The following is a 20,368-nucleotide window of genomic DNA, read 5'->3' as shown; positions in this document are numbered from 1 at the left end:
CCGCCATCTACCGCTGCCGCATGGGTGCGGCGCGGACCGTCAACGGCGAAGCCTGTCACGCCCCAGCCTCCCTGCGGGCAGTGCCCGCCGACTCGGCAGCCTCGCCCGTTAGCCAATCACGGTCCCGAACGGGTCCTCGCCCTCGCCGAGGAGCAGCGGCACGTCATAGACCGATAGGTCCGCCCGGGGCCGCGCGTACCGCACCCGGTGGCGCCAGCGTCCGTGTTCGAACGCCACGTCGGCGTCGATCTCCGCCACCACGGTCGGTTCCAGCTGCACGTATGGCAGCGGTTCGGGCCGGTCCAGCTGGCCGGTCCAGGACGCGGGCAGCGGCTCCGGCCACGGGTGGGCCGTGCCGTGGCGTGGTATGCGTGGCGGCGACAGCAGCTCGGCCAGCGCCGCACGCTGGTCGGTGGTCAGCGGGTGGGACCGGCCGGTGTATCGCAGCCGTCCCCGGCGGTCGAACCGGCCCAGCAGCAGGGTTTCCGGGCGGCTGATGCTGCCGGTCACCCCACCGATGATCGCCTCGGTGACGATCCGGGTGCGGAACTTCGACCAGCCACGCCGGCCCGGCTCGTACCGGCCGCCCAGGCGTTTGCTGACCACGCCCTCGATGCCCGCGGCGACGGTCCAGTGCAGCAGCCAGTCCGCCACCTGCCGCATGTCGGCCGTCTGCGGTGTCGCGGTGAGCTGCGCCGGCGCGTCAACGAGCAACTGCTCCAGCCGGGCCCGCCGCTGCGCCAGCGGCAGGTCCAGGATCACCCGACCGCCGGCGTCGGCGAGCAGGTCGAACAGCACGTAGTGGGCGGGACGCTCGCGTGCCACCCGTAGCAGGTCGCGGCCTGCGGTGACCCGGCGCTGAAGCTGGGCGAAGTTGGTGCGGCCCCGCTCCCAGACGATCAGCTCACCGTCGAGCACCACCCCTGGCGGGACCGCAGCCCGGATCGCCCGGGTGATGTCCGGGAAGTAGGTGGTCAGGTTCCGGCCGGCCCGCGACTGCAGGTAGACCCCGTCGGGCTCGCGGAAGGCGATACACCTCCACCCGTCCCACTTCGGCTCATGCACCAAGCCCGAGCCCTCGGGCACCACGTCGACCGGTGCCGCGAGCATCGGCGCGACCGGCCGACGCAGCACCGGTTCCGCCCCCGTGCTCGCCTGTCGGCGGGCTGGAGTCACGTCCAGGCCCCACCACGCCGGCCGTCACTGCCGCTCATCTTCCGCCCCCCACGTCATCGTGGGAGAGACGTGGGTGACCTCGGGCGGAGATCCGCGACATCCAATGCGCCAGCGAGGGCTGCAGTATGCGCGCAGCGCTAGCACTGGCGGGGTCGGCGGGGATCCTGAACGGTTGGCGGGGTCACCGCTCGGCCGCCGGCCACGGCCATGTGCAGGTGGGGCCCGCATCGGCCGCAGGCCGCCGACGACCGGTCCCGCGCAGCGGGTTCAGTCGCGGGGCCGGTCACTGCCCGCTGCGCTGCCCAGTCGGGCGGCAGAGTCTCGTACGCCGCGTCCCGTGCTCGTCGGCGCGTACGGTCGGAGGGTGGACGTGCTGCTGCGCGGCGGGCCCGGCGATGGCCGGGTGGTGCCCGGCGGCGGGGGAACCGTCGTGTGGCGGGCCTGCTTGTACGAGATCACATCCGAGTACGCCCACCGGCGCGGCCGTGACCTGCGCGTGTACCGGCATTGCCCCGACTGCTGCGAGCCGTACGGCCGAGGCGCCGAGGACCGCTGCGAGTGACCCGCCGGGCTGCGGCGTTCGATACCCCACCCCGGATTCGAACATGCGTACGATCGCTGCGGGGGCGAAAGCCCGGCATTGCACTTCGGCCCGACCTCGCTGGGGCCGCATGGCAAGACGCGACATCTGGCTGACGCGCGACGGCCGGCGGTGGTGAGTCGGTGGCCGCCCCGGCGGCGACGGCGGCCCTGAGGTGATCTACGAGTTCGACGAGGAGTAGCGGCGCGGGCGATGGTCGACCGGATGATCGAAACCTCAGCCAGCGAACGGCGCGATCTCGCGGCCGCGATGCGCCACGAGCAAGCCTACAGAAATCGCACCAGTTGATCGGAGGCTGCTCGCCACGGACTGCGACGGCTGAGCGATCTGCGGGCCCGCCTCCACAACGCCCGCGGCCGCCTCGCCCGCGTTCCGCAGTTGGTGGGCAGACGATCATGGCGAATCGGGGCTTTGGGCTGCGGAAATGGGCGTGGTGAGGCCGGGTGGTCGTGTGCCTACGCGTTGACGTGGTCAGGCGGGGTGGATCGCGGTGATTCGCGGTGGTTTGGGTACGCCGGCAGCGGTGAACAATGCCTGCTGTGGTTCATTGAGGGGCGTCGTTTGAAGGATCTGGCCGTCGGGGCCCTGCAGCTGGACCTGGTGCACCCGTGACAGCTGGGTGTTGATGTGGTTCCAGGTCTGCCCGGTGCGCCGCTCGGCGACGCGCACGAGCAGCAACGCGAGCCAGCAGAGCAGGACGTGGGCCTGGATGCGCTGGTCGAGACGGTGGTAGACGGGCCGCAGCTCGATGATCGTCTTCATGTCACGGAAGCTGCGTTCGGCTTCCAGGAGGTTCTTGTAGCCCAGTGCCACGTCTTCGGCGCTCAGGTGGGGGTCGTTGGTGGACAGCAGGTACTTGCCGTCGAGCTTGGCCTCCTCGGCGACCTTCGCGCGGTTGACGACGAGCCGGCCGTTGGCCTGCTGGCGCAGGTAGCGGCCCAGCGTTGGATGGTCGCGCAAGGCGCATTCGGCCTTGCGGTGCGGCCCGTCGTCGGCGATCTTGCCGGCCTTGGCCGCCTTCGCGCTGGCCTTGGCCCGGGCATTGGCGATTCGGGCCAGCTCGGCCTCGACGCGGGCCAGGTGCTTGTCGCGGGTCTGCTGGTCACGTTCGGCCTCGACCGGGTTGTGGCAGATGATCCACCGCTTGCCGGGTGTCGCGTCCACCGTGACTTCCTTGACCCGCAGGTTGTCACGCACGACCTGGTAGCGGCCCTGACGGGCAAGGGCTGCGGCCGCGTCGGCGCTGCCGTCACGCATCCGTTCCCCGGCGATCCACCCGCCGCCGGCGCGGGCCAGGTAGGCCAGGTTGGCGTCCGAGGAGAATCCCCGGTCGACCACGGTGACTACCCGGCCCAGCCGCCACCCCCGCAGATCGTCTTTGACCTGCGGGATGACGGTCGCGTCGGTGGTGTTGCCCGGCCACACCCAGCAGCGCACTGGGATGCCCTCGCGGGTGACGGCCAGTCCGATGACGACCTGCGGCAGGTCCGGGCGGTGGTCCTTGCTCTTGCCGAAGCGGCGCAGCGTCGACACCGTCACGCCGTCGGGGTCGTCTTCGTCGTCGAGCTCGAAGTAGGTGGAGGTGGTGTCGAAGAACAACACATCGACTTCCAAATTGAGCAGGTTCGCCACGGCGAAGAACACCGTCTCCTGCACCGTGGCGTGCGCCCCGGCCTCGGCGTCGATGAGCAGGTCCATCGCCCGATATGCCTGATCGGCGTCGATGCGTCCAAGGCCCGGCACGGCCACGTCCCAGGTGGCCCAGTCCGCCGCGGCCAGCTTCGATGCTGGCGCCACCGCACGGTTGGCCACCAGCGCGAACAGCACCCGCTCGACCTGACTACGAAACCGGCGCCCGGCAAGGACCTCACCCAGCGCCTTGTCGATACCGAGGGTCTTCCACAGCCCGTCGAGCAGCCACACCGTCCCGCACGAACGCGACTCGACCACCGTCAACGGCCCGCCAGCGGCGGCGTCGGCGAGGTCAGCGGGCTCATCGCCCAGGTAGCGGTTGATCGACGCCACCAGCCGACGCAGCCCGGCCACGTCCAGCAGATCCTCGCGACCGAAGTTGACCAGCACCTCGGCCTGAGTCACGCCGCCGACGCGACGATTGTGCGCCAGTTGCACGTATCGCACCGTGGACCCGTCGCCGTTGCGGCGCTGCGTCGTCCGCAGATACATGCCCACACGATGACGCCAACCGCTGCCATACACAAGGGTATCTATGGCCACAGTTGTCGATCTCGTGTGCCCACGCCATACGACGCCACGGACAGCACGCACGTCGCTGACCAGCAACTACACCCGGTCAGGCGGCCTCACATGCCCACCAACTGCGGAACGCGGGCCTCGGTATCGGGCCATGGGAACCGTCAAGACTCGGACACCAGAGCGGATCAAGTTCCCCGTGTGGTGGAGGTGCTGCCCGCTTGGGCGCGACGTACCGTCAGCTCCGGCTCACCACCACCAGTTCGTCGCGCGCCCGGGTCGCAGCCACATATCGCAGCGACCGGGCCCGCAGCTCCGCGTCCGCTCGTTCAGCCGGATTCAACGACTCGAGGCGGGCCAGTTCGGCAGGTGACGGCTTGCCAACCACGAGCACCACCTTGGAGAACTCGGTGCCCTTGGCTCGATGCATGGTCATGACGGGCACCCGTTCGGCGGGGGGTCGGTCACGGTCGACAGCGCGGGCGGGGATGCCGTTCTCGGTGAGTGCGGTGACGACGCGGTCGCGGTGGAACCTGTCCTGTACGAGGACGGCGATGGTGTCGGGGGCGTCTCCGGCATCGAGCCAGGCGCGGACGTGGCCGACGATGGCCTGTAGCTCGCCGGCGAGTGAGTCGATGGACTCGACGATGGGGGCGGGGCCGGTGCGGGCCGAGCGGTAGCCGGTGGCCTCGGGCTCGTCCTCGAGGTCGACGTACTCGCCGCCTTCGAGGGTTGCCATCGCGTAGTGGAGGTTCTGTGCGGTGGTGCGGTAGTTGAGGGTGAGGCGCTGGGAGCGGCCGACTATGGCGACGCCGTACCGGCCAAGAATGACCCGTGTGCCGTAGATGCGCTGGTGGGAGTCCTCGGCGATGAACAGATCGTCGGGGTGTTCGCCGGCGAGGGCGCGCAGCAGCAGCCAGTGAGTGGGGGAGAGGTCTTGGCCTTCGTCGACGAGCACGTGGTCGGCGGTCCGGTCAGTCTGCTTCGCCAGGTAGGCGGCGGCGACGACGGCAGCTTCGGTGAAGTCGAGGCTGCCGTCGATGCGGCTCTGGGCACGGTACGCGGAGATGAGCGCCCAGACGGCCGAGCGCTTGGCGCGGTCGAGTGCGACGCTGCGTCCGGGGCGGCGGACCCGCAGGTAGCCGGCCTCGTCGTGGATCTTGTTGGGCAGCACGATGTGGGCGTACTCGGTGGACAGGAACGTCTCGTTGGCGAGCTCGTGCGGCAGGGTGGTGCCGGTCGACTCGACGACCTCGCGCCATCGTGTGCCGCCTGCGCGGGCCAGGGGGGCAGAGCGTTCCTCGCCGAGCACCTCCCGTATGGCGTCGGTGACGCCGCTGCCGGCGCCGCGCAGCACGGCGGCGGCGAGGGCGTCAACGCCGGCCACGTACACACCGGGCTGGCCGAGCGCCTTGGCTTGGGGCACGCGCGGGTCGAGATGGGTGAGGCCGTCGCCGAGGGCCTCGGCGAGGTTGGTGGTGAAGGTGGTCAGGACGATGCGGGCGTCTGGTTTGCGACGGGCGAGAGCGCGGGCGCGGTGGATGAGCACGACGGTCTTGCCCGTGCCCGCCCCGCCGGAAAGGCGGAACGGGCCGTTGTAGCTGCGGTCGACGTAGCGGCGCTGCTCCGGGTGCAGGAAGATCCGCCACGCGCCGAAGTCGCCCTCCTCGATGACGCGGCGAAGCTCGTCCTGGTCGTCGATGAATGCGTACTGCAGTGCGGCGGCGGGCCGCTTGAGGGACTGCAGGACGTCGGCGTCGGCGTCGCCGGACGAGGTGGTCTTCTCGAGCTGCATGCGCGCGACGATCGCTTCGACGGTGTCACCTGCGCCGAGGTCGACGAGGATTGTGCCGATCCAGCCCTCGTGGCGTTGGGCGAGGTCGAGCACGGCGTCCTCGTCGGCAGCGGCCATTGCCTGGTCGGCGACGTCGTCGGGCAGGCCGAGGGTGTCGACGAGGTCGATGCGGCTGTGACCGAGGCGAACAAACAGCGGCTTCGCGGTCGGCGCCACCGCTGGCGGCGGGGTGACGGGCAAGGCCATCGTCGGCGGGGCGATCTCGTCGATCTGCGGTAGGCCGTTGATGGGGTTGACTTTCAGCCGTACGCGCTGGGCCACCGCGATCGCGTCGTCGTGTGGCCAAATGCCGTGGATGACGTAGTGAGTCTCGCCGTCGCCGTCGAGGCGGAACATGACCGCTCGCCAGAATTCGTCGACGCGCCCCGTGCGCACTCGGGGGTCGGCGCAGTCGTTGATCGGTTCGACGTGCAGGCCCGGCGTCGTGTCGTCGGTGCTGAGCTTTTGCAGGAACGCCATCGCCTTGCCACGGATGGAGCCGTCGATCTTGCTGGCGAGCTTGCCCATGATGATCGTCGGCATCAAAGGTCTCCGTGCTTGTCGGGGGTGGCGTCAGCCAAGGCAGCGGCGACGAGGTCGGGCGAGGGGTCGAGGACCCGCCAACCCGCGGCGGCGAGGTCCGCGCGGTCCTGGCGCGGCATGTGCGGGAAGGCAACCACGACCTGCAGGTTGGGCCAGGACAGGTCGAGTGGGATGCCGTCGGGGCCTTCGGCGCCGACCACGGGTGGAGTGAGGCCGTCTTGGGCGGCGAGGGCCGCAACGAGGTTGCGTTCGTCACCGGGTGCGGCCGCGTCGTAGACGTCGGCCCAAGCCCCCATCGGACGGCCGGGACCGGATGCGCCGTCTGTGGAGGCACTGCCCGACGGGCCGGTGATGAGACTCGTCGTCGTCACGACCGTCGGCCAGTCGCGCAGTGCGAGAGCGTTGGAGAACCGAAGCCACGCCCGCCAGGCCTTTGCATGAGCATCGTCAAGGACCTCGTCGCGGTCGTCGAGGACGGCAGCGACCTGTACGACCATGGTCGGCGGCATCTCGACGACGATGGCGAGCGCATCTGCGCGATACACGTGCACACGTCGGTCGCCGGTCGGCAGGTGCTCGTTGAGAAGGACCGCGCGACCGATTTCCTCGAGTGCCGCCGTCTCGGAGACCTGGACGGGTTGCGACTTCTTCGACAGGAACATGGGCACAGCCCGGGCTACGGCACGGACCGCTTCCGGGCTGGGGTTGAAGATCCAGTCCAGCAGCCAGTCGACAGGCCCCCTGCCGAGCGCCTTGTATGCCTCCGGCGGCGCCTGGAACTGGGGAATGTTCATCAGGCTGCCCGCCAAGTCGGCGCTGTACCAGTCGGGCGCAGAGCCGGCGCCATTCTCGGCCGCGGTCACGTCCTGAATGGTGACGCCGAGGACGACCAGCCCCGAGTCCCGCAGGTTCGCGCGTTTGCGGGCGTCGTCCGCGAGCCGGTTGACGGCTGCAGTCGCGTGGTAGGCCCGGCCATCGGTGAAGATGGCGACAGCGGGCACGTTCATGTCGTTCGTCTCGAGCAGGAAGTCGGGCCGGGAGTCCGCGACGTTCATCTGCGGGGTGAGCGTCCATTGCCGGTGCCCGCCGGGCAGGGTGAAGCGCACGATGTTGCCGCTCGGCCCGGGTACCTCCGTGAGCGCGGCACCGTTCCTGCGCAACCGCCCGACGATCAGCCGGTGGGACGCGCGCTCCAGGTGCGACTCGGGCTCCTCGTGAGGTGCCACCTCGGTCACCGTCCAGGTCGTTCCTTCGGCGGTCTCCGCGTCGGGAGCCAAGCCGAGGAGGGTACGCAGATGCCGCTCTGCCGACGCTCGCGAAACCCGCCGGATGGCGCCCGGAGCGGTGAAGGGTAGCAGGCATCGATGGCAAGCGAGCCGCTCCTCGTGGCGGCATTCACAGTCACGAACCCGGTTCCACGCGAGGACCAGCAGATCGCGCAGGCGTTCCGGGTCGGCAGTCTCGGCGAGGTAGCCGGTGCCGCCGGGAACCGCGTCGTGCAGCAGCAGCGCCTCGTGGTTGTCGGTGCCGTCGGAGAGCGTCGGATCGACGACGTGCTCGACGCGGATGTGGTCGGGGTGGCCGCCCATTTGTTCCCGCAGGCCGAGCAGCAGTGCAGCGGAGAGGCTGGGCAGGGCGAAGTCGTCGCCGAGGCTGACCGCGTGGGGCAGCCGGATCAGCAGACCCTGGGTACGCAGCGTCCGAGCCAGGGCGACGGTCTTGGTCGTCTCCTTCGGGGAGGTGCGGTACGGACACCAGGGCCGGTGTTCGTGGGGCCGGTTGCGCCCGGACTCGGTGTCTTTCTTGCCGCAGCCAGCGCAGACCCGGAAGAGCGTGCCTTGACGCTCGCCGCCGGCGATGGTGCGTGTCGCACCATGGCCGGACGGGCCCATGTTGAGCCAGCGCAGGTCGACCGTCCGTAGGTAGGTGCAGCCAAGGCCGGTGCTCTCGGCGAACCAGCGGCGGGTGATGTGGGCTGGATCGATGTCGGCGGTCGGGACGACATGGAAGGCAACCCGTCCGCGTTCGTCCTTGCGATCGGAGATCGTCACTTCGTCGCGCCGTACTTCGGCGGAGACCCGCGTCAGCTCGACCACGTCGAGGCGTTGCCCGGTGTCGCCGATTCCCGTGCTGCCGCAGCGTGGGCAGGACGAGACTGGCACCTCCCGGCCGGACTCCGCGATGTCGACCGCGTATCCGCAGTGGGGGCAGAAGGCCCAGGTGCGGATGGAAGCGCCGTCCAGGCCGAGGTCGACCGCGTCGATCTCGATCTCCCAGCCGCGGGCATAGAACGTCGCACCAGGGGCGAACTCGCTGAGCGCTTGCGCGGAGCCCCGCTCGAACCGGGCACTGCCGTACTCGTGGGTGCCGCTGTCCGGGTCGGTCCAGGACAGCCCGACGTCGAGGGTGACGGTGTCATCGAGGAGCGTGTAATTGGGCAGCAGCCCGTACTCCTCAAGGACGCTGATCCAGTAGATGCTCCGCAGGTGGGCGAGCTGACCTGCGGTGAGCTTGCGGGTGGCCTTGGCCGAGCGCAGCGCCTGCTTGTCGTCGTCGGTCGCAGCCGGGGACTGAACGCGCGCCTCGAGTTCGGGCAGGAGTGCGTCGATGTCTTTCTGCCGGCGTTGCAGCGTCTCGACGGTGTCCTGCCAGCGGCGGCTGGCCGCCTGCACGTGTGCGGCGAAAGCGCTGGTCCTCGGGCCGTTGGCAGGACCCAGCCAGTCGCGCAGCCCCGACACGACCTCCTCTGGCAGCTCGCAAAAGGTTGCGAGGAACCGGGGCAGATACTCGTCCGCGCTCTGCTCGGCGTGCAGCACGAGGTCGCCGAGGAACGTGCCCGGCGCGCTCGATCCGATGGCTCCGGAGGCCGCCCTCGGGTGCCGGCGCTTGGTGTCCCTGGCGAAGCCGTCCACCAGGTACGCCGTGTACTGCCGGCGCAGGATCTCCTCCGCCGCCAGATACGTGGCGGGTGGCCGCACTTCGCCGTCGATGACGGAGAGGGGGTCGCCGAGCTTGGGCAGGTGTTCCCCGCGGCCGGTGACGAAGGCGAGGTTGAGCGCGTTGCCGGTGAGGCGACCGGCGCGACCGACGCGCTGGAGGTACGAGGCGACGGTGCGGGGCAGCGAGGCGAGGAAGACCGCCGACAGGTCGCCGATGTCGATGCCCATCTCCAGGGTGGGCGTGGCGACGAGCACGTTGGGTGCTTGCGGACTGGTGGCGGCATCGCGGAAGCCGTCCTCGTAGTGCAGCCGGGTCGCGTCGTCGAGGAGGCTGGTGTGCTCCCGGGCGACGATGCGGCGCATGTCCGGGGAGGCGTAGAGGCGCCGGTAGAAGTTGTCGGCCAGCTCGCTGGCCCGGAGGTGACCGCCGCAGCGGACGTTCAGGCAGGGCGCGGCGGTGAGCTGTTCGACGGTGGCGGCGGTACCGGGCGTGGCGGCACGGCAGGTGTCGCAGGTCAGTAGGTGACGCCCCTCGGCGAGATCGGTTTCCGTCGTGGGAGCGATGACGATCCCGGACGAGGGGATCGCGTAGACGGTCGCACCGGATTCGCTGTTCGTGGTGGTGAGCAGGCCTTCGCGGGCGAGTCGGTCGAACAGGCCGCGGGCGAGGCGTCCGCCGTCGACCGGCGAGACGTCGAGCACACGGGAGGTCCAGCGGGCGTACCAGGACTTCGGCGAGGTGACCGGGTCGAGTCCGCCGTCGCGCGCCGGTTCGCTCGAACCGCCGACCTTCGGGTACGCCGGCGCGGGACGGCCACGGGGGAACGCTGGCATACCCTCGCTGCGAGGCCGCCCGGCCCAGATCGACCAGCGTCGTCCGTCTTCCATCCGGTACCGGGCGAACCACGGGTGGTCGATCGCGCCTTGGGTCCGCATTCGTTCCAGCACACCGCGGACCCACTGCACGAGCGTGGCGTCGTCGGGGCCTCGGGAGCCGAGCTTGTCCTGCCAGGAGACGCCCTGTAGAGCGGCGTGGGCGATTCCGGCCATTCGCTCAGGCTTCCCGGCTTCGACCGCGACAGCCACGGAACCGGTGAGTTCGAGGGTGCGACCGAGATGCGAGTTGAGCCCGAACTCCAGCGCGGCGTCGAGGGCGAGGCGCTTGCGGACTCGCGCCCGCACCGCGGCGGGCACGGATCGAAGGGTCTTCGCCTGCCAGAAGGGCGTGAACGACTCCCGGTCGGCGCAGTCGGGGGCGATGACGCGGTACCGGGCGAAGGGTTTGTCGCCCGCCTGCTGGATCACCTCGTCTACGAGCGCGTCGAGCGTGAGGGCACCCTCCGCGACCGCTTCGCGAAGCACGGAGCGCAGGGTGAGGGTGTGTGAGCGGGCCTGCACGAAGCCTGCCCGGTGGGCGGCATCCTGCACGGAGTCGGTGAAGACCAGGGCTTTCTTCTCGGCGGCGTCGAGGGCCGGCGAGCCGAAGAGAGTCGAGAGCGACACCGACAGCAGGGTGGCGACGGCGCTGCCGAGGAACCGGATGCCATCTTCCTGCCCGCAGGACGGGCAGGTGTCCTTGCGGCTCTGCTCGTCGGCGTCGGTGCCGACGTTGGTGAGCACCGGTAGCACCCACCCGTCCCGCAGGTCCCGGTCGTCGTCGGCTACGTCGGCGAGGAGTTCCCGGTTGCGCACCGAGAACCACACCAGCCCTTCGACCTTCTTGTCCTCATCGATGTGGATGGCGGCTTCGGCGGGGGCGTACAGCAGCGGGCGGAAGCGACCTTCCCTGGTCGCATGGTTGCGGCGGATGCCGTCGTCCTCAGCGGCGAGACTGTGGCCGACGGGGGCGAGGCCGATGCCCCAGCCGGAGCGGCCGCAGTGCCGGCAGTAGATCGCAGGGAATGAGGGCCGTACCTCTTCGCCGTCGGTGCCGGCGACCGGCGGCCCGTCGTCGCTCCATCGGAAGCGGGTGGTCGCGGCGGCGGCGCGGTCGATGCGGGTGAGTTCGCGTACCCAGAGGTGGACGTCCACCGAGAGGGCGTCGCGGCCGACGACGGCGCGGACATGGCCAAGCATGGCGAGCAGGTACGACAGCAGGGCTTCGGCTCGGGAGCTTTTGCCGTTGACGTAGCCGAGCACGCGGCCCATCAGGGTGTCGAGCGCGACGGCTTGCTCCGCCGTGCGCACGAGGTCCTGGACGAGGGGATGCGCACGACAGAGCGCCAAGAGCAACTCGGGGCTTGCGTCGGTGAACCGATCGGCTTCGACTCCGTAGAGGAGGCCGAGAACCGTGGGAGTAACCTCTTCCCCGGTCGGGTTGTGGCCGAGCGCACCGACCGCATCGACTGCCGCGGCAACGTCGAGCATGCCAATGTCTGCAGGGGCGAAGCCGGCGGCGGCGATGACCTCGGCGGCGTCGCCGATCCACTCGTCGAGGCTGAGCCGCGTCTCCGTGACGACCGCGTCGGCGTCGAACCGCTCGCCGAAGACCGTGTGGGCGAAGTCGAGCATCACCGTGGGGTCGCCCTTGTCGCCGAGAGTCGCCGACGTCGCTACCGGGGTGATCAGACCGAGCGGCCGGTTGCGGGCTGCCTCGTCGATCTGCGGGTCGTCGTCGCTCCAGTGGCTCTTGAGTGCCAGCCCGAGGCGGCGCAGAAGCATCGCCACGTCGGTGCCTTGCGCGCCGTCGTAGGTGTGGAATTCGTCGAGTACGACGTAACGCAGGCTCGTCGCCGACTGCTGCCACAGCTCCTGGTCGTCGGCGCGCAGCAGGAGCTGATCGAGCATCTTGTAGTTGGTGAGCAGGATGTCCGGCGCCGTGTCCCGGATGATCCCCCGGTCGGTGATCAAGCCGTCGGAAGTGACGGCAGTGCGGGTCGGACCGGATTGGCCGGTGTAGAGGGCGGCGGTGAGGTCGGCCAGTTCGGCGTGGGTCGTGAGGAGCTTCGTCACTCGCGCCGCCTGGTCGTTGGCGAGCGCGTTCATCGGATAGAGGATCATCGCCTTCGTCCCAGCCACGCCCTGGCGGCGGGCGCGCAGCACGTGGTCGAGGATCGGGTACAGGAACGCCTCGGTCTTACCCGAGCCGGTGCCGGTCGTGACCAGGGTCGGCGCCGGCCGGCGCGGCTCACCGCCGGCTGACGACGCCAGACGGGCGAACGCCGCCGCCTGGTGGCCGTAGGGCGGGAAGCCCTCGTACCACTCCAGCGTGTCCCGCCAGCCCTCGTCCGCGGGACGGAACGGCAGCCGGAGCCGCACGTACGGGCCCTTGAACATTCCGGACTCGGGATCCGAAAGGAACCGATCCAGGCTGTCGCGCGCATCCCCGTCGGTCAGCCCGAACGTCGTCGTCAGGTAGTCGACCAGGCTCTGCCGGATGCTGCTGGCCTGAAGCGTGGGGAGCAGGGCACTCACGAACGCTCCTTCAGCAGCCGCTCGAAGTGGGCGTACGCCTGCCGCATGTCCGCCTCCCGATCGAGCGTCACGAACGGCAGCTCATAGGTGTAGGTGTTGCCCGCCTGGTTGGTCGTGGTCCGCTCGTCCTTGGTGATCCGGTCTCCCCTCTTCCGCCAAACACTGAGTACCGAGTTCGGGACCAGCCGCCCATTGACGTCGTAGTGATACACATTCCGGTCGTAGCCGCTTAGGACGGCGAACTGCGTCCGGTAGATTGCGCACAGTTCGTCAGCGGTCACGCCGAGCATCAACGCCACCAACGCGTCGATCTCCGCCAGCGCCTGCCTTCGATCGGCGGCGATCCGCAACGGCGTATCAGCAGTCCACTGGGGACCTACATCGCCGAGTGGCTTGCGGCGCCCGTGCTCGAACCCTCCCGCCCATTCATAATTCACAAACGCAGCAGAATAGCAGTCTCGCCATAGGTCGGCATATGCGTCCACAACGCAGTTCAGTCGTAGGGTGCGCAAAATGAGGTCATTGCGCAATGAATGGCAAGGGGCGACTGGAAGCTGAGCGAATGTCCCCTGGTAAATGTTCCCTCTTGGGGCCGCACGGATCAAGAAGTCGGCGACCAAGGCGCTCGAAAACCCGGCCACTTCAGCGAGATCCTGGACCGAAATCTCGGGGGAGCCCGCACTCAAAATCGAATTGACGTGAGCCACACCTGGCGGAATGATGGCTGTGATCAATGTCCGCTCTCCGGTATTGGCTGCCATCTTCCGCCATGCGACTCGGTAGAAGTCATGCGCCGAATTCTGCTCCTCGTTGCTCCGATGCGCGTATTCGCGTCCATAGCGATGCCTGTCACCCGTCGGCTTGAAACTGGTGACGGGGATGTTGTCCGGCGGTAGCGTCTCGAAGTCCGTAGGCGACCAGTCAAGATTGTGCAGCATGGTCTCGTTCGGCGTCTTGTATATTGGCGTAGAGACAAAGATGTGCGGACCTTGGAGGATCACCTCACCCCACGATGCCGGTGCCCCCCACTCCAACTCAATGTAGCCCTTCTTCCGGTCGGTGGTCTCATTCCACCCTCCGGAAAATTGCAGTCCCAGCCCATCAACCCGCTCGGCAGAAGACAGTTTGTCGAGCGCCGAGGCGGCGGAGCGGTTAACTGCATAAACCATACGGGTCTGACTTACCGGCACCTTGGGCCGCTCTAGGATTGAGTGCCAGGTTGCCAACGTCTGATCGATAACGGTAGTGATCCGGTTTCGGTGTGGACGCAGGTCCCAATTGCCATCCGGATCCTTGAGTCCAGGCTCCGGCCCGGAACCATCGTGGTCAAACGACCGCATCGCTGTGTCAGGGTGATAGAGCGAGGTCGCCATGAGAAAGCGTACCTTGTCTCGGTTCGCGCCGTAGACATGGACTCCATAAGCAACGTGGTGGTCGATTTCGAAGAGCTGTAGCTCGTTCGCGAACTGCCAGTGGCGGCGCAGGCGGCGATAAGTTGCTTCGCGGAGGAGGCCCGCCTTCTCATCGGTGAAATGCGTCTCCGGGTGGATCAGCCCAATAGTGCCGCGCTGTGCGGCGTGGCGCCAGGTTTGCTCCATGAAACAGCGATAAAGGTCAGGCCGCAGTCCCTGTAGATGCGGGAACTGCGCCAGACTCGACACGAACTCCCGAGTTGTGGTTAGGCTGGCGGCCATGTCGGCGTAGAACTCTGGGGAAGTAGGGAGGGCAAACGTCTCATCGCGCATTCGCGCTTCGGTTGACTGCGACAGCTTGCCGTTCAACTCCCACCGTGGGTCGAACTCGGCCAGGGCCGCCTTTTCGTCAAAGTCCGGGCGCACCCATGGTGGATTACCGACCTGAAGGTCAAAGCCGCCGTGGGCGAAAACGGTGGCGAAGTCGAGGTTCCAGTGAAAGAAGCCCTGCTGCCCCGCGATGCGCTCACACACCACCAACCACGGGTGCTCCCGTAGGGCGTACTCCACCGGCAGTGCGTTCGCGAAGGTGAGTTCCAATTCCTCGGCGCTGTTCAGCTCGTCCCAGCCTGCGCCGCCGGCCAGCGTCTCCCGGGGCAGGGACTTCTTGCGCACCTCCGGGCTGCGGCCCAGCAGCGCCTGCAACGCGGCGATCCATTGCGCCAGCGTGGGCGGTTCCGCCCGTACGCCATACACTGTCGTGGTCTCGGCGGTAAGCGGCCAGAACCACAGCGCGGTCCAGGCGTCCATCACCCGCCGCAACCGCTGGTAGGCGCCATTAGGATCGGCGAGCGCCTGCTCGATCTGCTCCCGCTGCACTGTCCCACCGGAGGGCAGGTCGTCGGCGCCCCACACCGGGATGGCGCGACGGATCTCCTGCTGGGCGATCTGGAGCCGACGATACGCGATCTGCCACAGCACCTCGACCCGGTGGGCCAGCTCGACCACGGCGTCGACCTGTTGCTTGGTCGGCTTGGCCTTCACCGCGCGTCGCCAGTCCTTGAGGCGCTTCGCTGCCTCACGCGCCAGCGCGGTGGCCTCTTTGGCATCGGCGGCCGCTCCCCAGCCCTCGGCTGGCAACAGGAAGTGATGGATGCCGTCCGAGGCGACGCGGCCGGCCTCGATGTCCTCGACCAGGGCCGTCAGGGGCACGTCCCTGGGTATCGTACCCAGCCAGGACTTGTCGCTGACCTGGCTGCGTCGGTAGACGGCCCGGCCGGCGCCGATCAGGGAGTTTCCGCGGCGCAGGTGCAGGCCGAACCACGGGGCGGCCAGACCCTCGACCATGGTGTCGAGCCAGAGAGAGATTTCGGCCAGCTCGACGGCGGTCGCGTTCAGGTCCACGCCATACACGTTGTGCAGCGCCAGGTAGGCCTTGACCTCCTGAAGGCGGCGCGGGTACTCGTCCGGGTCGATGCGCTCGCCCAGCTCGGCCTGGCGGCGCTTCAGGTACTGCTCGGCGAGCTGTCGCACTGCCTCGATGGCGAACGCGCCCGATCCGAGCGCCGGCTCGCAGACGGTCAGCTCCAGGATCTCGGCCGCCGTCGTGGTCCGCCCGTCCTGGTCTAGCAGCTCCTCCAGGGCTTGCCCGACGGTGAAGCGGGTGAGCACTTCGGGCGTGTAGTACGACGCTGACTGCTGCCGCTCTCGCCCTGCCAGACGGAACACGAAACTGCCCTTGTGGTGTACCACCGGCTGCGGCTCGCCGGTCACTGGATGCGGGGTCTTGACGAAGTCGGCTGCCGAAATCCCCTCCGCCCGCTCGACCGGCACCACCCACGAGCCCTTGGACGCGTCACCGTTCTTGGCGACCTCGTAGAGGTCGGTCTCTGCGAAGAAGCCGGTGTAGGACATCAGGCCCTCGTAGACCGCGCCGAGCTGGTTGATGCCCAGCTCTGCGTACGAGATGAAACCCCGGTCCTTGCCCCGTGCCTCCTTGCTGAGCAGCAGGTGGGTGAGGACCTTCTGCATCGCCTGGTTGCCGAGCCCCACCGCGTCGATGTGCGCGGTCGCTTCCGGCCGGAACAGGTCGGCGCGCAGCGCGTTGAACGTCAAGCCTTGCGCGGTCGTAGGTCCCTCGCTGTCTTCGTCCTCTACGACGGTCGTGGCCGGGGAGTGGCCGGAGTCGACCAGCCGGAACAGCACGCCGAGCGAGTCGTAGAGGTGGGTGCCGTTCTGGGCGCGCGGCGTAGCGAGCTCCACCTGCACCAGCTCCCGCAGCCGGTCCAGGCTGTAGCCCTGGTCGTACTCCGGCGCGCCCACCGGCAGCACCCCCAACTCGGGTGATGCCTCGGCGTACAGGAGGAACAGGATGCGGTAGAGGAACCGCAGTGACTGCTTCGCCAGCGGTTGGGCCTCACTCGCCGGCAGCGGATCGAGGCCTTGGTCGCGACGGCGGTTGACGACCTCGTTGGCGATGATCTCGATGGAGAGGCGAACCCCATCGCGCAGATCCTTGGAGACGCCGACGGTGTGCTTGACGGAGGCGTCGAGGATCCCGTGCCACCACAGCTTGCCGTCCGCGTCCGGAGCGATCGACTGGGCGCAGAGGCAGGTCAGCGCACGGTCGATCTCACCGCCTTTCTTCGCGTCGTTGCGCTCACACACGAGCTGAACGTCGACGGCGAGGTAGCGCCCCTCGGCCCAGCGCTCCCGCTCCGCGAGCAGCGCCCATCGACCGGCCAAAACGAGGACCAGGTCCGGGGCCTCGTCAGCGACGAAGAGCGCCGACACCAGCCGGGCGGCCGACTTCAGCTCGTCGCCGTCCTCGGTGAGCTGCACCGGTTCGCGCAGCGTCACCGCATCGCGGGCCATCAGCTCCTCGACGGTGGTGACCGGTCGTGCGGAGACGACGACCAGCGGCGCCCGATCCGTGATGCCAGGCGACGACACCCGCCACAGCGGTCCCTGCTGGTCGAGGACGAGACCATGCCCCCTCAGCTCGAGCACATCGAGAAGCTGGTCGTGCACCCCGGCGGCAAGGTCGTCGGGGTTGCGGCCGTCAATGCTGCGTTCCTCGCGGACCTCGGAGCGCTCGGCCGGGTCGAGCAGTTCGGCCAGCGTCGCCAGCTCGGCCTCGAGCTTCTGCCGGGCGTCGATGAACCGCGACCGCGGCGTCTCCCGGCCCGCCTTCGCCTCGGCGTCCCACTCGTCCCGGCGCTTCTTGACCTCCGCGCCGAACGACTCGCCCTTCGCCTCGGTGGTGAAGTAGTGCTCCGAGATCCAGCCCTCACCGACGGCGATCGCGTCAGACCCGCTCACCACTTGCCACCTTCCGTGTCCGGCACGACCATCAGCAGCGGCCGTACGAGCTGCCGGTCGGGTGCCATCGCCTGCACCAGCGCCCGCTCCTGCTCCACACTCGTCCTGCGCTGCTTGAGATCGCTGCGCTGGATGAGCACATCGGCGTCGGCGTCCCAGAGGTCCAGCCGCCGCGTCCAGTCCTCAACCCGCTGCGCCGCGTCCCGCTCCGCCGCCTTGAAGACATTGAGCAGGTGGCGCTCCGCCTCGTGCACGGCAGGAGCCACCAGCTGGCTCAGTGCCTCCACGTCGGCGACCGGCGTCGGGTTGTTTCGTGCGGTGTCCCAGCCGAGCGCGCGCAGGGCAGCCCGAGCCGACTCGTGTGGGGAGATCAGCGTGAAGGACGGATTCTCGGGTGTCGGAAACTCCGCGGTCAGCCAGGCGGTGGAGACGACCTGGCCGCGCCGGTTGGTCAGCGTGCCCAGCAGCAGCACTGTCGGAGCGTCGACGGTGCCGCGTACGGCGAAGACCTCGTTGCGGCCCAGCGCCGCCAGTGCCCGGTCTGCCGCCCAGTCCAGCACGGGGTGCAGCGGGCTCAGGTAGTGGGCGTCCGGCCAGGAGATCTTGTCTTCGCGCCGCGCGGCGGCCAGCCGGTCCTTCCCGCGTGCCTGGGTCGTGGCGAGCACCAGCCGTTCGGTGACCTTGCGCTCGGCGAGGTAGGTCTGCGGCAGCACCTCTAGCCGCTGCACCAGGTCCGGGGGCGGACTCAGCTCGACCGTGCCGAAGGCCTTGTCGCGCCGCCAGCCCACACCACCACGGCTCACCGGGGCAGTCGGGTCGATGAACGCCTCCTGCAACGCGTCTTCCAGGTACGAGACGTCGTCGTCGTAGAGGCCCGAGTCGAGGTCGAGGCCACCTTCCGGCCGATCCTTGGCCGGCTCGGCGGCGGGCTGCTCGCTCAGCGCGTCGAAGAGCTGGGCGAACATGGCCGCCACGTCGTTGCCGGCTGCGACCGCCGCGACTGGGCGTACCACGTCATCGAGTTGCTTCTTGCCGGCGAGGACGTCGCGGATCTCGTCCTCCTCGCCCTTGACGTCGTAGCGCCCCATCAGCGAGGCGACATCGCCGAGCGCGCTGTGCGCCTCGTCCTCCTTCTCCACCAGCTTCGCCAGGATCCGTACGTCCCCGGCGAAGCGCTGGCTCGTCGGGTCCAGCAGCAGTGCCGTCACCCGCGGCGGGTGCTTCTGCCCGTACCGGTCGATACGGCCGTTGCGCTGCTCGATGCGGATGAGGCTCCACGGAATGTCGTAGTGCACCAGCTCGTGGCACTGCGCGTGCAGGTTGACGCCCTCGGAGGCCACGTCACCGGTGACGAGCACGCGCACCGGGGCCTGCTCCTGCTTGAAGGCCTCCACGATGCGCTGCTGCTCGTCGTCGGCCAGCCCGCCGTGCATAATCTGCACCGCCTCGGCAGGCAGGCCGACGTCCTTCGGCAGGTTGCGGTGCAGCCAGCGCAGAGTCTCCAGGCGCTCGGCGAACACGACCACTCGGGCGGGAGAGCCGCGGCCGACGCCGCAGTCCTTCAGATGCGCCACGAGCCGGGTGTACTTGGCCGAGGGCTGCTGCAGCGTCTTCTCGTTGAGCGCGGCGAGTCGTTCCAGCGCATGGCGTTCGCGTGCCTGCCGCTCCGGATCGCCCTTTTCGTCCTTGCCGAGCCGGTTCAGTCGTGCGTCGATCGTCTCCCTCAGGGCGGCGGGGGAGGAGAGGAACGCCTTGGCGAGGGTCCAGGGGAAGAGTGAGGCGTTCTGCCCGGAGTAGGGGCTGCCGCCCCTGCCGGGCCAGAGCCACGTCTGCTCCAGTTCCTCGGCGACGGCGTTCTCGGCATGCGTCGCCGGCACGAGTACGTTGTTCGGTTCCTGCCGTTCCGCCCAGTCGGCACCGACGACCTGCGCGACCTCCGGACTGTGTCGATGCCGGCGCACCACCAGCCGCCGCACCTCGTCCGGCACGAGCGCGCCGTCCGGCTTGACGGCCGACGGGTCCAGCAACCGGATCAGCTCGGCGAACGACTCCGCCCGGCCGTTGTGCGGAGTCGCCGAGGCGAGGACCAGCGCCTCGGTGTTACGTGCCAGCAGCCGCGCCAACCGGTTGTTCATCGTCGTGGCGTTCGCCAGGTTGTGCGACTCGTCGATGACGACAGCGTCCCAGCGCTGCTTGCGAAGGCTCGCGACGTACCGGTCGGACTTGAGCGTGTCGATCGAGATGATCGCGCGCTTGTAGTAGGTGAACGGGTTGCGGGTGGCCGGCAGCTTCTGCCGCACCCGCTGGATGCCGGCCGAGTCGAGCCGGACGAACGGCAGCGCGAACCGCGTCCAGAGCTCGTGCTGCATCTGCTCCAGCACATGCCGCGGCGTCACGATCAGGATCCGGTCGCCGCGGCCACGGCGAACCAGCTCCGCGAGGATCATGCCGATCTCGAGCGTCTTGCCGAGACCGACCGCGTCGGCGAGCAGGATCCGGGGCCGCAAGTTCTCGGGGTCGAGCGCCTTGCGTACCGCCGACTGCTGGTAGCTCAGCGCGTCAGCCAGGCCCCGCGTCGCCACGGACAGCGAGCGTTCGCCAACGGGAACAGCGGTCTTGCGGATCGTCGATTCCAGCCATAGCCGTGCCGTGCGGTATCGCGGGCTGCTGTCGGCCACGACCTCGGCCTTCGCCGGGTCCAGCGGCTTCACCTGGTCGAGACGGGTGTAGAACGATGCGCTCGTGTCGCGGACCAGTTCGCCGAGGCCTTGGACGTGCACAACGGTGCCGTCCGCGGTTTCCTCGGTCGCGAGGACGAGCCACTCCTCGTCGCGGATCACGACCACCGACCCTGGCGCGAGCGCCTCACGGGCGTCGGGCTTGGTTGCCGTCACAGGCGCATTCTCCGTCTTCGAAA

At 69.0% G+C, this 20,368-nt stretch carries 7 protein-coding genes; 1 reads left to right on the top strand and 6 read right to left on the bottom strand.

Annotated features, from left to right (window positions below; genetic code table 11):
* Positions 1-108: 108 nt before the first annotated feature.
* Positions 109-1,134 carry an ATP-dependent DNA ligase gene (locus FHX32_RS20110; RefSeq protein WP_486481202.1) on the bottom strand — a complete coding sequence of 342 codons (1,026 nt, stop codon included), beginning with the start codon at positions 1,132-1,134 and terminating at the stop codon, positions 109-111.
* A 406-nt stretch (positions 1,135-1,540) separates the two neighbouring features.
* Here FHX32_RS20110 and FHX32_RS20105 point away from each other — a divergent pair, with 406 nt between their 5' ends.
* The gene (locus tag FHX32_RS20105) at positions 1,541-1,738 is read left to right on the top strand and encodes a hypothetical protein (protein WP_167185198.1); all 198 of its coding nucleotides are present in this window, start codon (positions 1,541-1,543) and stop codon (positions 1,736-1,738) included.
* 510 nt (positions 1,739-2,248) lie between these two features.
* Here FHX32_RS20105 and FHX32_RS20100 read toward each other — a convergent pair.
* From FHX32_RS20100 to FHX32_RS20080, 5 genes are all read right to left on the bottom strand, one after another.
* A complete protein-coding gene (locus tag FHX32_RS20100; protein WP_167185195.1) occupies positions 2,249-3,961 on the bottom strand; it encodes an IS1634 family transposase in 1,713 nt (570 codons plus the stop codon).
* A gap of 265 nt (positions 3,962-4,226) precedes the next feature.
* Positions 4,227-6,365 (bottom strand): UvrD-helicase domain-containing protein, encoded by a 2,139-nt coding sequence (locus FHX32_RS20095; RefSeq protein WP_167185192.1) that lies wholly within the window; start codon positions 6,363-6,365, stop codon positions 4,227-4,229.
* On the bottom strand, positions 6,365-12,718 hold the full coding sequence (locus FHX32_RS20090) for a DEAD/DEAH box helicase (RefSeq protein WP_167185189.1): 6,354 nt from the start codon (positions 12,716-12,718) through the stop codon (positions 6,365-6,367). Before FHX32_RS20090 ends, FHX32_RS20095 begins: the two co-directional genes overlap by 1 nt.
* On the bottom strand, positions 12,715-17,451 hold the full coding sequence (locus tag FHX32_RS20085) for a class I SAM-dependent DNA methyltransferase (protein WP_167185187.1): 4,737 nt from the start codon (positions 17,449-17,451) through the stop codon (positions 12,715-12,717). The genes FHX32_RS20090 and FHX32_RS20085 overlap by 4 nt, the downstream gene beginning before the upstream one ends.
* Positions 17,448-20,345: an SNF2-related protein gene (locus FHX32_RS20080; RefSeq protein WP_486481201.1), complete on the bottom strand. Its 2,898-nt coding sequence runs from the start codon at positions 20,343-20,345 to the stop codon at positions 17,448-17,450. The genes FHX32_RS20085 and FHX32_RS20080 overlap by 4 nt, the downstream gene beginning before the upstream one ends.
* Positions 20,346-20,368 lie beyond the last annotated feature (23 nt).

It is taken from the genome of Micromonospora sp. CNZ280, from assembly GCF_011759515.1.
This window is presented reverse-complemented; position numbering and strand designations above follow the sequence as displayed.

Excerpts from the sequence above, each read along its gene's own strand:
- FHX32_RS20095 (WP_167185192.1), bottom strand. The coding sequence starts at position 6,365 with ATGCCGACGATCATCATGGGCAAGCTCGCCAGCAAGATCGACGGCTCC.
- FHX32_RS20100 (WP_167185195.1), bottom strand. The coding sequence starts at position 3,961 with ATGTATCTGCGGACGACGCAGCGCCGCAACGGCGACGGGTCCACGGTG.